The sequence below is a fragment of the Burkholderia sp. Tr-20355 genome (assembly GCF_017104685.1).
Classification (GTDB): domain Bacteria; phylum Pseudomonadota; class Gammaproteobacteria; order Burkholderiales; family Burkholderiaceae; genus Burkholderia; species Burkholderia seminalis.
Genome location: NZ_JAAGPK010000061.1, coordinates 29,931 through 44,484, shown reverse-complemented (window position 1 = coordinate 44,484; position 14,554 = coordinate 29,931). Strand labels below are relative to the sequence as shown.

13 protein-coding genes, 1 tRNA gene and 1 pseudogene are annotated in these 14,554 nt (G+C 62.3%); 5 read left to right on the top strand and 10 right to left on the bottom strand.

Annotation, left to right across the window (positions count from 1 at the left end):
• A partial coding sequence (locus G3N62_RS17730; RefSeq protein ID WP_206141269.1) for a hypothetical protein occupies window positions 1-271 on the top strand: 271 nt, incomplete at its 5' end.
• A gap of 289 nt (window positions 272-560) precedes the next feature.
• On the opposite strand, the gene G3N62_RS17725 is transcribed toward G3N62_RS17730, so the two are convergent.
• Window positions 561-1,091, bottom strand: coding sequence for a cytochrome b (locus tag G3N62_RS17725; protein WP_175904955.1), 531 nt, complete (start codon window positions 1,089-1,091; stop codon window positions 561-563).
• Window positions 1,091-2,179, bottom strand: coding sequence for a catalase family peroxidase (locus G3N62_RS17720; RefSeq protein WP_059560206.1), 1,089 nt, complete (start codon window positions 2,177-2,179; stop codon window positions 1,091-1,093). The genes G3N62_RS17725 and G3N62_RS17720 overlap by 1 nt, the downstream gene beginning before the upstream one ends.
• 158 nt (window positions 2,180-2,337) lie before the next feature.
• Between G3N62_RS17720 and G3N62_RS17715 the strand changes: the two genes are divergently transcribed.
• Together G3N62_RS17715 and G3N62_RS17710 are read left to right on the top strand one after the other, a co-directional pair.
• Window positions 2,338-2,859, top strand: coding sequence for a sigma-70 family RNA polymerase sigma factor (locus G3N62_RS17715; protein ID WP_034188234.1), 522 nt, complete (start codon window positions 2,338-2,340; stop codon window positions 2,857-2,859).
• The gene (locus tag G3N62_RS17710) at window positions 2,856-3,614 is read left to right on the top strand and encodes an anti-sigma factor (protein WP_049030393.1); all 759 of its coding nucleotides are present in this window, start codon (window positions 2,856-2,858) and stop codon (window positions 3,612-3,614) included. Before G3N62_RS17715 ends, G3N62_RS17710 begins: the two co-directional genes overlap by 4 nt.
• A gap of 235 nt (window positions 3,615-3,849) precedes the next feature.
• Here G3N62_RS17710 and G3N62_RS17705 read toward each other — a convergent pair whose 3' ends face one another.
• The 6 genes and pseudogenes from G3N62_RS17705 to G3N62_RS17685 form a co-directional block, all read right to left on the bottom strand.
• Window positions 3,850-4,410, bottom strand: a complete 561-nt coding sequence (locus G3N62_RS17705; RefSeq protein WP_124671345.1) for a hypothetical protein — start codon at window positions 4,408-4,410, stop codon at window positions 3,850-3,852.
• 784 nt (window positions 4,411-5,194) lie between these two features.
• Window positions 5,195-5,432, bottom strand: a pseudogene (locus tag G3N62_RS36005) (hypothetical protein); the annotation flags it as partial.
• Window positions 5,433-5,521: 89 nt separating this feature from the next.
• Window positions 5,522-6,595, bottom strand: coding sequence for an Imm72 family immunity protein (locus G3N62_RS17700; RefSeq protein ID WP_124671343.1), 1,074 nt, complete (start codon window positions 6,593-6,595; stop codon window positions 5,522-5,524).
• Window positions 6,592-8,172, bottom strand: coding sequence for a hypothetical protein (locus G3N62_RS17695; protein WP_034188263.1), 1,581 nt, complete (start codon window positions 8,170-8,172; stop codon window positions 6,592-6,594). The genes G3N62_RS17700 and G3N62_RS17695 overlap by 4 nt, the downstream gene beginning before the upstream one ends.
• A 2-nt stretch (window positions 8,173-8,174) precedes the next feature.
• Complete coding sequence (locus G3N62_RS17690) at window positions 8,175-10,949, bottom strand: type VI secretion system Vgr family protein (RefSeq protein ID WP_206141268.1); 2,775 nt, start codon at window positions 10,947-10,949, stop codon at window positions 8,175-8,177.
• 397 nt (window positions 10,950-11,346) lie between these two features.
• A complete protein-coding gene (locus G3N62_RS17685; RefSeq protein WP_124670667.1) occupies window positions 11,347-11,604 on the bottom strand; it encodes an Imm74 family immunity protein in 258 nt (85 codons plus the stop codon).
• A 596-nt stretch (window positions 11,605-12,200) separates the two neighbouring features.
• Between G3N62_RS17685 and G3N62_RS17680 the strand changes: the two genes are divergently transcribed.
• Window positions 12,201-12,277, top strand: a tRNA-Val gene (locus G3N62_RS17680).
• 306 nt (window positions 12,278-12,583) lie between these two features.
• Window positions 12,584-13,090 carry a DUF2628 domain-containing protein gene (locus tag G3N62_RS17675; RefSeq protein WP_034188228.1) on the top strand — a complete coding sequence of 169 codons (507 nt, stop codon included), beginning with the start codon at window positions 12,584-12,586 and terminating at the stop codon, window positions 13,088-13,090.
• A gap of 95 nt (window positions 13,091-13,185) precedes the next feature.
• Here the strand turns inward: G3N62_RS17675 and G3N62_RS17670 are convergent, their stop codons facing one another.
• On the bottom strand, window positions 13,186-14,067 hold the full coding sequence (locus G3N62_RS17670) for a sigma-70 family RNA polymerase sigma factor (protein WP_124670666.1): 882 nt from the start codon (window positions 14,065-14,067) through the stop codon (window positions 13,186-13,188).
• Window positions 14,067-14,543, bottom strand: coding sequence for a carboxymuconolactone decarboxylase family protein (locus G3N62_RS17665; protein ID WP_034188227.1), 477 nt, complete (start codon window positions 14,541-14,543; stop codon window positions 14,067-14,069). The genes G3N62_RS17670 and G3N62_RS17665 overlap by 1 nt, the downstream gene beginning before the upstream one ends.
• Between the last annotated feature and the right edge of the window lie 11 nt (window positions 14,544-14,554).

Genomic DNA, 14,554 nt, shown 5'->3' with positions numbered 1-14,554 from the left:
TTCGGTTCGGTTAAGAACCGGTCGCTCACTCAAAGCTGACAGGAATATGAATCACTTCATAAACCTGACTTACTTTAGTGTGAGACTCTTGATACTTTCGCTATCTGATCCGAGGATCAGCTCGCTGTCATCAAGCGCCCACACTTATCGGCTGTTAATTTTTAAAGAGCAATCTGCGAGGAACTTCGTGTTTCCCGGCAGCGCTGCGTTTTCAGCAGCAGAGAAGCGAGATTATCAACCGTTTTTTGAGACTCGTCAACAACTTTTTTAACTACTTCGTTGCGACGACTGCGGTTTAATTTCGCGTGCACTGGAATCGATAAAACCGACTTCAACAGCACCGCTTCCCTCTTCTTCCCCCGCGCCGTGTTTCGGTTAGCGCGAAAGAGGCGTGATTCTATGCATCTGCCCCGGTCTCCGCAACCCCTTTTGTGAAATATTTTTGACATGCCAGGGCGGAGACCGCTCAGCCTTCCCGGTGCTCGTATACAGGCGACACGGCAGGCGCCGCCTCGGTCGCCCTTGAACAGCCCCGCCGCATCGAACGCAGCTTCCGTCGATTACCGCCCCACCATCGCCCTCACCACGCCATCCCGCCGAATCAGCCCGTGATACAGCGCCGCCGCAAAGTGCGCGAGGAACGTCAGGAAGAACAGATACGCGAGCACGCGATGCGCGACCCGGAGCCACGCGAACGTCACCGGATCAGCCGACACCAGCGCCGGCAGCTGCACGCCGCCGCCCAGCGTCACCGGATACCCGCCCGCCGACAGCATCGCCCAGCCGATCAGCGGCATCGCGACCATCAGCGCATACAGCACGAGATGCGACCCGTGCGCGGCCACCTTCTGCCACCACGGCAGATCCTCGGGCAACGCCGGCGGCTTCGACAGCACCCGCACCACGATCCGCACACACACGAGCACCAGCACGGCCACACCCAGCGGCTTGTGAATCGCCACCAGGATCTCGTGCCGTTCGGAAACGGACGCCACCATCCCCACGCCGATGAACAGCATCGCGAGGATCATCGCGGCCATCACCCAATGCAGCACCCGCGCCGGCAAACCAAACGTCGTAGAAGCCTTCATCACCGTCCCTCCGAACTCAACCTGGCCACGCCGGCCACCCCGGCCTCTTCACTCGTGCGCCGCAGATACGAATCCGCATAGGCCGCCGAGCGCGCCGCCAGCAACGGATCGCCCGACACCTGGATCCCTTGCGGCAGCACCGTCGGGTCGTAATTCACGTCGCGGCACGGGCCGCTGTCCTGCGCCTCCACGCGGTCGAGCACGAGCGTGCCCGCGTCGATCGTCGTGCGCTGCGCGGGCCAGACCTTCGTCGCGTCGTCCACCGGATCGCCGGGCTCCGCCAGCGTGACCAGCAGCTTCCACTTCTGCGGGCCAGCCGCGATGCGCTGCGTCACGTCCTGCTGCAGCACGTTCGGATCCGCGGCCGTCGCGACGTCGCCGGCGCCGGCCGTCTGCTCCGGCACGACGCGCCACCGCACCGCCTGGCGCTTGCCGGCCGCGTCGACGAAGTAGAACGCGTTCAACCCGTAATAGCTTTCGGTGACGTAGCTCGCGCTCGGCTTCGCACTCTTCACCCATTGCAGGAACGCGCCCGCCTCCGGATGCGCGCCAAAGAACGCCTTCACTTTCGCCGGATCGGGCTTGCCCGTCTTCGGATCAGGGCGGGTCGCGAGCGTCTGCTCATAGAATGCCTGCGGCGTCGCGACCGGAAACACCGGCATCGCGTTCATCCCGGTCCGCCATTGCTCGCCGTCCGGCGCGGTGAGCTTCAGCGCGAGGCTGCGGATCGGCACGCTGCTGTCGGGCGCGTACGGATTCCCGCCCGGCAGCGCGAAGCGCCCGACCACCGGCGTGCGCACCGCGTTGAAGAACGGCGCGACCGAATACGCGCTCGCGGCGCCGTTGCCCTCGAAGTAGCCGGTCACGCACACGCCCTTCGCGTGATTGCGCCGGAAGCCGGGATGGACGCCGCTGTTGGTCTGCAGCGCGTCGACGAGCCGCTGCGGGGTCAGACGGGCCGGCGCGAGCCAGCCACCCGCATAGCCGAACGCGACGGCCACGCCGGCCACCGCGCCGCCGATCACGGCCCAGCGCCACCACCCGCGCCCGGGCTCGCGCTGCGGCGAAGAAGAGGAAGATTGCTTCATGAATGCGCTCCCGATCGTCAGATCATTGTCGAACCCGCGTAGGACGCCGCTCACCCCGCTTTATTCCGCGAAAAAAATTTTCCTATGCTGAAGGGAATAATCGATGCCGGCCGACGTCCTACGCGGCATCCACGACCCTTTCGGCAACCGGCCCGGCCATGCCCTCCACCGCCCTCGACGACGAAGCATTACGCGAACTCATCCCCAGGCTGCGACGCTTCGCGCTCTGGCTGGCGCGCGATGTCCATGCGGCCGACGATCTCGTCCAGTCGACGCTCGAGCGCGCGCTGTCGCGCTGGACGAGCCGTCGCGACGACGCGTCGCTGCGCAGCTGGCTCTTCACGATCCTGTACCGGCAATTCCTCGACGGGAAACGCAGCGCGAAGCGCTACGCGTGGCTGCTCGGCCGCATCCAGGACGACGACGAAGCGCATTGGCCCTCCGCCGAACGCGAATTCACGGCGCGCGCGACGCTCGAAGCGTTCGGCCGGCTCCCGGACGAGCAGCGCAGCCTGTTGCTGCTCGTCGCGGTCGAGGGCTTCACCTATCAGGAAGCCGCCGACCTGCTGGAGGTGCCGATCGGCACCGTGATGTCGCGGCTCTCCCGCGCGCGCCAGGCGCTGCGCCAGCTCAGCGACGGCGAGCTTCCCGCTCCTTCCTTGCGATTGATGAAGAAATGAACACGCCTCCGAACGAACACGACCTTCACGCCTATGTCGACGGCCAGCTCGACGACGACGCGCGCGCCGCGGTCGAGCGCTATCTCGCGCTGCATCCGGAGCGCGCGGAACAGGTGAAGCAATGGCAGCAGGATGCGCAGCGGTTGCGGGCCGCGCTGGAAAGCGTGCGGATGCCGCCCGACAACCCCGCGCTGGATCCGGCGGCGATTCGCGGCCGGCGCGCGGAACGCTCGCGGATGCGGTTCGCGATGGCGGCTTCGTTCGTGTTCTGCGTCGGGCTCGGGACGTTCGGCGGATGGCAGGCGCGCGGGTGGAACGCGGCGCCGCCCATCGCGCCGATGAGCGATGCGGTCAAGGCTTACCGGATGATGGTGGTCGATCAGACGGCCAAGGTCGATTACCGGCCGACCGGTGCGGGCGATTTGCAGGGATGGCTCACCAAAGGCGTGGGCGCATCGGCGAAGCTACCGGATTTGAGCGCGGCGGGGTTCAGGCCGGTCGGCGGGCGGTTGTTCACGACGGACAGCGGCGCCACGGCCGCGATGGTGCTCTATCAGGATGACGCCGGGCAGACGCTGAGCTTTTATCTCCGGCCGGCGGAATCGGAACATCGGCTGCTGCCGAATGGGCAACGCATGGATGGCGCGCTGCTGGCGCGGTATGGGTCGGTGAACGGGCTCAACTATGCGGTGGTCGGGCCGGCCGGGAGCCTCGGGGAGAAGGCGGTCGTGCAGGCGCTTGATCAGCAGACTTGAAGTGGCCGGTTGGCGGTCAGCGGTGGCCGTCAGCGCCTTTTGCGGTCGGCCCGGCGGGCTTGAACGGGCGCACGCTCACCACTCCCTTGCACAGCGTTTCGACTGTCTTTCCCCGGTTGTTATGCACATTGAGGCAACGTCGGCGCCCTCACCTTTGAAATCACAGGGTTTCGAGTCGCCGCGGAACAGGATTTCCACATCGATCATGGGTAAGCGATCTGGCTTCCGAGGTGGACTACGATCCTGTCCGTCCTGGTAGAACAGCCGCCGATATCTGGCTGCCGGCAAGCATCTTGTTTGCTCGGCGCACAAACACCCAGTGCCAAACCCAGAGGAAAACCGCAACGCCGCCGGCGATGGCGCCCATGGTATTCGGTATCAACGAAACAACCTGCGCAAGACACCACCCGATGCCGCTGATTCGGCCGAATGAACGCAAACCCGACAGAGCCGGATTGATACGAGACTCCGCTTCCAGCGACTTCGCAACGTTGGAAATAATGAAGAAGTCCTCGATGAAGTTGTACGGCAAGAGGAACATGAACCAGACGCTGTTGGGTTCGGCTGCGCGCGATCCCTGGTTGACCGATTTCAGGGTAGTCCGGAGGTCGCTCGCGTAGGCATAGACCAGAGCCAGGAAAACCGTGATGGCGACGATGCCGCCGATTGTCCCGAGCCTCTCCATTTCGCCGAGAACGCCTCCGTCTTCCGAGGGATGGATAAGGGGATAGGCAAGCCCAAAGGCAATGGGGATGCTCAGAATGGCTTTGAGAACGGTCCGGGCAGTTGCGCTCATGTGTATCGGATCGATAGGTGCGTTGACCGGCAGCATAGCGAACGATCATCCTCGCTAGGCGACTTTGTCCTGGTATATGCCGCCTTCTCTCGCGACGCTAGCCGAGTCGGTGTCTGAACCGCATCGGGAATCGTGGAGGCCGATTGGTTTAATCGTGGTGACGCTGCATGCGGATATCGTTCGGCTCGCTCACCTTGGGTCTACACAGTGTTTCGAGTTGCATGGAAGCGCGATATCCACAAGGCATTCAATCACGGTGGATCTCGCGGAAACTACCGCATCATCGGCCCTGTTCCGGAAAGCCCTGCCAGACAGGGCATTCGGGCCGATTCGTGTGGTTGAATGCAAGGCGCTCACCCGTTCGATGCACAGCGATTCGACTTGTTGGGTGTGCGAGTTGTCCACATGCGGCTCGCCGGCAAGCGCACGAACGTGATGCACCTTCCCCCGGCGTTCGCATCATGGAGCCGGCAGTTCTCCGCTCAGTCGTGCGCTCGCGCATCCGGATCGGCTTGTCACGGTCCGAATTCGCCGGGATCCGCTCCCGACTTGCGATCCGGGTACATGCTCACCATTTACGCGCACAGCGTTTTGTGTCGTTTTGTGCGGCAGTTATCCACACGCGAAGGTCGACCAACTTCACAGCATCCGAAGTCACTTGGTCCGATAAACCCCGAGAATTTCGCCGGTTTCCGGAGAAACGACATACTGGATCGACGTCCCGAGCGGACTCGCATTGCCGAGCCCACGTATAGGCATTCGGGGACAGCAGCAGTCGTGCTTGCCGGTTCCCCCGGGCCAACTCGGTCAGCCCTCGATCGTATGCAGCGAGAATCTCTGCAATGAGCGGGAGGTGCTTGTCATGAATTCCATCCGGATCATCATCGGGCCAAGTATTCACCGCATGCTCGTACGCGTTTGCGTTTCCAGAGCGAATAACTGGTCAGGCGTTGAAGCAGCCAGGAGATCTTTCGCCGCGTCGTCTCGTCCGTCACGTCGTACTGCTTGACCGCGTCCGTCATCGCTGACCTTTACCATTCCTCGCTGATCGAGCCCTCTGGAATCATTTGCTGTTGCTCGCCCCCGGTTTCGATTTCGTCGCTCGCCCATACTACGAGCGCTTCACCAGCCGCCACGTCACCCAGTGCACCTTGAGCTCGCCGAGGTTGTCCCTGACGAGCATGTCCGGCATCGCAGCCCCGGCTTCGATGTGCAGCTTCTTGCCGCCGTATTCGTCCGTCTCCCATTCGCCGGAAACCGGGCAGCGATCGCCGGTCCGGACTTCCGCGACGGTTTCTTGGTCCGGTTGCGGTGCCGGTGGCTCAAGGAAATACTGCGATTCGTCGGGAATGATACCGTCCGCATATCGCTTGTCTTCCCACAACAATCGCCAGTGTGTCTTAACAGGCACTCTCGCGTCGTCATCTCTGAGGTTCGGCGCGCGGATATCACGAATGAGGTAATTGAAGCAGCCGTTTCCGTGCAGACTGCGATCGCCGACCGGCACAATACCCAGCAATTTCGATTGCTCGACGGCAACCGGTTCCCAGATGCCGTCACAAGGCACCTTCTCGCCGGACCTGATCACCGTGCCAACTGGTTCCGGAACCTCGGGCAAGACCTCCGGAAACACCGGATACGGAAGCGTGTAGAAGGTGTTCTTATACGCATTCGGAGATAGCAGCAGCCCCACCGAACGCAGTTGCGCCAGATCGTTGTTCAAACTCGACGGCTCGAACGGTGCACTCTCCATCTGGTATTCCGATGCGTGCAGCAGTTGGGCCAGCGCGTCGACCTTCGGCGGATAGGGGGCGAACTGCGCACCACGCTCCCAGTAGTCGTAATGGGGGAAGAAATACGCGTTCAAATAATTAGACCGATCAACTGCATATTGCAGCGGCTCGCCGCGCTGCCAGACGAACCGGTACCCGCGAGCCAATTCCGGCAATCCTCGATCGTAAGCGGCGAGAACTTCGAAGATGGTTGGCAGATGGTCTGCCGGCACGCGCTCCGAATCATCTTCAGGCCACGTCTTCACCGCGTTCTCGTATTCGTTCGCGAAGATCGCAAACGCATCGCGCTTACGCTTCCAGAGCGAATAACTGGTCAGACGTTGCAGCAGCCAGAAAATCCTGCGCCGCGTCGCGTCATCCGTCATGTCGTACTGCTTGATCGTATCCGTCATCTCTGACCTTCGTGGTTCGCTACCGATCGAGTCGCTGCGGTCACTTTGCTATTGGTCGCTTTGGTCTGAATTTCGTCACCCGCCAGCCGGCGTGTCTCCGTCGCGTAGTGGATGTCGTCCTCGTACTTGCTGTAGCCGTAGACCTTCTCGACATTCTCCCAGTTCGTCTTGTGGAACTCGATCTTCACGCCGTTGAACTCTCGTTCTACGTGCACATTCGCGTGCCCGGTGAAATTCTCGAATTGCTTCTTGATCTTGTTTCCTTCTTCGGTCACAAACTCCGACAGTTTGCCGAAGTCGACAACCAATTGATCAGCGCCGCCTTCGAGATACTGTACAGGCGTCTTTTCTCCGAATTGCTCGGCAATTTTCCCGGCCCACGCGTTGGCGGTCGGTACGCGATCGCCGAAATCGTGCGGCAGTTGCATCACGACCATGAACCCGTTGCCGTTCCACGTATCCAGCACCGCGGAGAACCTGCGCCACTCCTCGGCGGTCTTCGGCGGCTCACCGACGCCCCAGAACGCGGGACTTCTACCGCCAGCCGAACTGCCACCCGGCCACGACGCCAGTTCGGACGGGTTGCCGAACACGCGATACACTTTCTTGCCCGCGAGCTCCTTTGCAGTCACCGCCTTGATTTCACCACTGAACGTCGCGACATCGGTAAATACCTTCTGTTCGCCGAACATTCGCATCAGGCCTCTCTTGGCGAGGATGTCCGGCCACCCCTGAGCAATCTTCGGGCCGTATTTCGCCTTGAGCCAGGCCTCGACCTTACCCTCGTCAGCCATGCATTCAGCCGACGGAAATCGCCCCCGACGAATCTCGCGAGCAAACTTGCGCTCCTGCAGATACGCCTCGGCTTCGCGCTTGAGCTTCGGTGCGCCACCCGTCGCGATTTCGTGCACCTCGCCGCGATAGACCATGTTCTGCAGCACCTTGAGCTTCGCGTTCAGCTCCTTGATCGCGTCCGGCACGATCTTGTCGGCCATATCCTGAATCGCGTGAAAGCCGCTGCTGACACGCTCGAGCGCGGCGCGATACTTGTCCGGCAGCAACCGGCCTACGCGTGCCTCGAGCACCCGGCTAATGGTAACGCGCATACTCGCGCAAAAATCCTTCAACTTCCCCAAGACCTGCGCTTGATACTTGCCCAGGTCCAGTGCCTTCAACCACTTCGGCGCGTCACCGTGCCCCATCCGGTTCAGGAATTGCACGACCGCTTTGAGCAGTTCGGCATCCTTCGCGACATCGCCGGTGACCTTCAACAGCAATCGCCCGAGCCCCTTGATAACACCGCCCACGATCGGGATCAGCGCGAAGATAAGCACGACCAGCAGCACGCGTTGCACCTTGTCGTCGCGCTTGACCGGATCCTGGCTCATGCCGATGCTGACGGCCAGCAGGTCGCGAACGGCGGTTGCGTCACCCACGAGCGGAATCATCCCGATTGCGGCATCGACAATGATCTGGCTGATGGTCTGTTTCTCATTGAACGCGCCTTCCAGCGTTCCCCAGCACCATTGCCCGACTTCCAGCGACGTTGCCTTGAAATCCTCGATCGTCCAACTCACGCTCACGCTCCCCCGTGCTTGTTGATGATTGCGTCGATGTCGGCTTCGGTGAGGCTTTCTCCCTTGTAGTCGGGATTGGAGGTCTTGTCCTTGCGCGCATAAGGCCGCGCGTCCGGCCCGAGTTCGACCTTGATCGCGCCGGCCGGCACGTTCTCCAGATGCATCCGGCCCTGCGAATCCAGCACGCCTTCTCGCATGGCGCCATCGGACAGCGTCGCGATGTACTTCGCGCCCTGCACCGGCTCGTTGTCGTGATACTGGTACTGCAGCGCAGCCGCATGCGTGGAAGTCGGCAGCGCGGGCAACGGATACGCCAAGCTCGTCGGACCCGCGAACGTATGCGACGCACCCTTGATATCGACCTTGCCCGGCGCATGGACCTCGACGTTTCCACCCTGGATCCGGATGTACGCCCCGCCACTCGTCAGCAGAATCCCCTGATCGGCCGCGATCTCGATGCGATCCGTCGCCGACACGACCTTCACCGCCTTCTGCGCGGTCACCTCGATGTTGTCCGACTGCGCCTGGATCTCCACCTTGCCCTTGCCCGCGAACAGCTTCATCCCCGCGTTCTGTACGAACAGGCTCAGCTTCTGCCCGATGCTCCCGATCAGCGACTTGCCCGCCGCGACATGCACGCTTTGCCCGCTCGCCACGTTCACGTGATCGTTCGCGACCACATGCACCGACTGCTGCGTCGACATCCCGATTCCCGACGGGCTGCCGAACAGCATCACCGGTTCCTTGAACGCGTTCGCGTTACCCGTGCCGCCGCCTGCCGTGCGCCCGCCGGATGCGCTGCCCGACTTGCTGTCCTGCGTCGCGTCGGTGAACGCGCGCATCGTGTCCTGCGCTTCCTTCAGGCTTTCCGCCTGATGCTGCTCGCTCACACCCGACATCGCTTCGACGAGGCTTTCACCCGTCACGAGCTGCTGCTGCGCTTCCTTCACGTCGAGCGGCTGGCTGTTCGGCGCCTTCGGGTGCGTCGTCACGTAAAGGCCCTGGCTCGCCCGCACCGCGCCGTACGCATCCGAGCGCAAGTCGAACCCGCTGCCGAGATACGACCCGCGCGAATTGCCGTTCTGGTCGATGAGGTAACCGAGGTGCAGCAGGCTGTTCGCGCTGCTGCTCATCAACTGCACGCGGTTCTGCCCCGTCGCGTCGTCCATCACGAGCTGGTTGTAGCCGCCGCCCGAATACTCCTTCGACCGGTAGCCGGACAGGATCCCGTCGCTGTGCCACTGCGGCTGGTTCGCGCCGTTGTACACGCGCCCTACGACCAGCGGCCGGTCGCAGTCGCCGCCCACGTAATCGATCAGCACTTCCTCGCCGATACGCGGCACGTGCACGCCGCCGTAGCCGCCGCCCGTATCGGATTGCACCACGCGCACCCAGCAAGACGCATTCTCGTTACCCGGGTTCAGGCGGTCCCACACGAACTGCACGCGGATCCGGTTCAGCGAGTCGGTATAGACCTCCTCGCCCTGCGGCCCGACGACGATTGCCGTCTCGAGATGCATCTCCGGCTTCTTGTGCTCGAACGGGCTGCGATACGGCACGCTCACGCGCTGCGCCTCGACCTCGACCAGATAGAAACCGACCGATCCGTCTGCATGTGATACCTGAAGCCCAGGCGTGTTTTCGTAACGTGCTCGCGTCTGGTCGAGCGAGCGTTTCAAGCTGTGCGGGAAATCCGAATCGCTACCGGATACGGGCAGGTTGTTCTCGATCCACCACGTGACCTCGATTGCGGCAAACTCGCGCTGATCGGCGGAATCACGATCATGCTCGGGATGGTCTGCCAGCGTGAAGCGCCGACCGGCATCGATCGCGCGCACGCCGCCCGCGGCATGGAAGCGCTTTGCCTGCGACTCCCATCCCTCCATCTTGACCTTCGCAAGATGATCACCACGGGCCTGGTCCAGATACGTATAAGCGCCGGTGTACTCGTAGACTTCGAGTTGATCCGGCAACTCGCCCTGGCCGGCCATCGTCGGCAACGACGTGCCCTTCGGGTTCGACGGCTGTGCAGGATTCTTGTAATCGAATGTGCGCGTCGTGAGCGTCACACTCTGCAGCGTGCGTGTGCCTGACCATTGCGTGAACGCGTCCGCTTCGCCCGCCGTGCCGCCGCGGTAGAAGCGCACGATTTCCGGCGACAGCGGCGCGAACGCCTGCAGGTTGTCGGTGATCACGAGCGTATGCGACTTGCCGTCGTCGGCTTGCTGCCACGCGCAGTAAAGCCCCTCCTCTTCCATCAACCGATGTACGAAGTTCCAGTCCGTCTCGCTCTGTCGCGTGTACGAACGGTTCGCCAAAGGCTGTGACAAGGCAAAGCGGAACCGCCCGCGCGCTTCCGGATGCATGCCAAGTACGTCGGAAATGATTTCCTCGACGTTCTTGTCGATCCAGATCTTCTCGTCCCGGCGAAACCGGAGCACGTGCATCCAGGCGCGCAACTCGAGCTGATAGGTCGTCAACCCACCGTTCGCGCCAAGCCGGCGCGCGGTGTAGATGTAGCCGCTGACCGGCCGATATGCGCTGTTCCCGAGCCGAATCCAGAGCGTCGCAGGCTGAGCAATCAGCTTCTTGAGTTCAAGGCTGTCATTGCTCGATACGACGTCGAGCGTAAACGAATAATCCCTGCCGATCTGCGATCGGCCGACTGCGCGCTGTACGGCAAGTGCGTTGCCCCCCAGTGGGGTGTCCAACTTGAGCAAACGATCCTGCTGAAGCAAGCCGCCGCGAAGCGCGGCGCCGATGTCCGGCATGTTCATGATGCAGCCCTTTTTTTATTTCAGCACCCTCGGATGGTGTCTGTGACTCTGTCGGGCGGGATTTTACCGTTTAATCAGGACGTTATGGTTAATCGTCGGACCAAGAAAAGAAACATGACCAGAACACGCGCCACACGATCCATGATGCGGATCGCACCTGCCGTTGTCGCATCGTTCGGTTCACGCCAGCATGTCGTCGCTGCCGCTGTGCTTCAATGTCTCTCGTAGACAGCACCTGCCAATCAACTCGCCCGCTTCCCACTATTTCCGGAAACCCGCATCGTCATCGAGCCTGAGCGCCACGGCCCGGATCCTCGTACCGAGCCGGTGCGTGAGCATCTCCCGCATTGCTCGGCTTTTTCTTCGATTTCATCGCGCCGGTTTTCACCTTCGTCGATCAGGGTTCGAAGTCGACTGTCATCCGGCGTGACGAGAAATACGCGGTGATCGCTGAGATCACGGCCTGGCGTGTGACGGCATCGATCGTCTTTTCATCATGTCCTGGGTCCACGTGCTTCATCGAGTCGACGTAGACGACGAATGCAGGACTGTTGTCCGCAATCGGCAGCAGCGCTTCGCCAAATATGCGGACGACGTGCACGCCATCGGATAAATCGATCGCTCCGCGCGAGACCATCAGTACTTTGTACGTCATCACTGTACCTCGTGCGGTTCAGTCATCAACGAACGGCTTCCCCTGGATGTCAGCGATTCTACAAATGTGACGGCTCACGTATCACCCAAGCGCTTCACAGCTTCCCGATTCGTTCCTCTGCCCGCCGCACGCAGTGCATATCCCGAGCAGATCACAGTCGGCGGACTGTGCTTATCCAAAGGTGTTAACAGGGTTCGTATATATACGTAGTGATAGTTAACAAGTCCTGTGGCCCACAGTGGATAACCTCCGTAACGCACTGAATTTTCAACATGAAGCGAAATGCATAACCCTGGGTGCGCGACGTGAACAGCGCCCGGCAGCACAGAACAACTTTTCGTCGATTCGCCGCTTCGCCGACCTATCCTCAATCGTTCCACTGTGAATCCAGAGGCTTGCCGGACGGTTATCCAGAGGGCAATGTGGATAACACCACAGCGCATCGACGCGTTTTGCTGTGACGCGAGCACGTGAAGCCAACGTTCCCGGCATCGCCAGGCACCATCGATCGTCAGCGTCCACACGCGCCGTTTCAAAAAATTTTCACGAAGGGGCTTGTGCTCCTCAAAAACCCTCTCTATAATTCGCGGCTTCTTAGGCTCGTAGCTCAGTTGGTTAGAGCACCACCTTGACATGGTGGGGGTCGTTGGTTCGAATCCAATCGAGCCTACCAACGAACAAAATGAAGGGGTCCGGCAGCACAACTTGCCTACAGGCAACGCGGCTCGCCAAACATACAAACGCCACGCGGCAGCATCGCGTGGCGTTTTTCTTTTCCGGTCCGAAACAACGCATGAAGCCCCGATGCGTTGCGCGAATCGCGGCATCGCATTCTCTCCTGCGTCCCGACCTGCCATGCAACGGTCGCTGTACGGCGCGTAGAATCGTCTGCGCATCGACGTGGCGGCTTCGCCCATCGCCCGATTTCCACCGCATCAGAACAACCACGCGCGCTCCGCGCGACTGAGAGCACACGACCATGTCCGAGGTCACGACCGCCGGATCGTCCGCAAGCAACGACGAAATCGCCGCTTACGTCGGCAAGAATGCCGCCTGGTTCGAGCGCAAATGGGCGATCGCCGAAGCGCGCAAGAGCCGGCAGTCATGGAACTGGGCCGCGTGCTTCCTCGGCCCGGTCTGGATGGCGTATCGATGCATGTACTGGCAGGCGGCCGCCGTGCTCGCCGCCACGCTCGGCATCACGCTGGTCGAGCTGCTGTACTTTCCGAACTACTTCGAATCGAGCATGCTCGACCCGGTCACGATTGCGATCGCGGTCTCGCTCGGCTGGTGCGGGAACAGCCTCTACAAGCGGCACGTCGAACGCAGGATCGAAAAACTGCGCCCCAGCGCGACATCCCGCGAATCGTTGCTCACGCTGCTCGAAGCGCAAGGTGGCACGAACTGGCTGGCGGCGGCCGGTTTCGCCGTCGCGACGCCGCTGCTCGGCGTACTGATGTTCACCACCGTAGGCGCGATGTACTGATTGCTGTAGCCGGCGATCGGTGAAGCAGAAAGAAGAGGGCGGACGGCGCCGTCGCCATGCATCCGCATGGCATGCGGCGCCGGCTCGCGCCACCTTCAGCGCAGATGCTTCAATTTGTCAGGATTCCGCACGACATAGATCGCGACGATCTTGCCGTCGTCGATCTCCAGCGCGGTGGTCTGCAGCTCGCCATCCGCTTCCAGCGTGACGAATCCCGGCAGCCCGTTGATGAACCCGGCCCGCACGAGCTTCGACGCATGCGTCGCGAATAGCTCCGCCAGGTACGCGTGCACCTTCATCACGAGCTCGAAGCCGAACACCGGCTTGCCGGCCGCCGTGCGCTTGCCGCCGCCGTCGGAATGCAGGCTCACGTCCTCGGCGAGCATCGCGCCGAGCGCACGCATGTCGCCGCTGCGCGACGCCGCGAAGAACGCCTCGGCCAGCTCGATCCCGCGCTGCTTCTCGACATGAAACCGCGGCCGCGCCTCGCGCACGTGCGTTCGCGCCCGCGCGGCAAGTTGCCGGCACGCGGCCGCGTCGCGCTGGATCGTCGTCGCTACTTCGTCGAACTCGAGACCGAACACGTCGTGCAGCAGGAACGCCGCGCGTTCGAGCGGCGACAGCCGTTCGAGCGCGAGCAGCAGCGGCAGCGTGACGTCGTCCTGTTCGTCTTCCTCGATGACCGGCTCGGGCAGCCACGGGCCGATGTAGGTCTCGCGCAGGTGCCGCGCGGATTTCAGCTGGTCGAGGCACATGCGCATCACCATGCGGCGCAGGAACGCCTCGGGCACGCGCACCTCGGTACGGTCGACGTCCATCCAGCGGATGAACGCGTCCTGCACCACGTCCTCGGCATCCGCGACGGAACCGAGCATCCGGTACGCAACGCGGATCAGCGTGCGGCGCAGCGGGTCGAAGCTCGCCGCCGCATCGGCCTGCGCTTCGGCGCAGCCCCTGGCCGGGTCGTGGCCCGTCATCAGGCCACCATCTTCGCGGCGGCGGCCTTCGCATCGGCCGGCTCGATCCACAGCCCGAAGCCGACGGCGAGCCGGTTCCAGCCGTTGATCACGTTGATCATCAGCGTGAGTTTCACCTGTTCCTCCTGGCTGAAATGATCGTTCAGCGCAGCATAGGCCGCTTCATGCGCGGCGTGGCCCTCCGACAGCCGCGTGAGCGCCTCGGTCCAGCCGAGCGCCGCGCGTTCGCGGTCGGTATAGCAGGGTGCTTCGCGCCACGCGGCAAGCAGGTAGATGCGTTGCTCGGTCTCGCCGTGCTCGCGCGCCTCGGCGGTGTGCATGTTAATGCAGTTCGCACACGCGTTGATCTGCGACGCGCGGATCTTGACGAGCTCGATCAGCGTCGGCTCGAGGCTCCCGGCAGCGGCGACCGATACGGCCATCCAGTTCTTCATCAGCGCGGGGGCGGCGGCAAACGGATTGAGTTTCGCAGTCATGGTTCCTTCTC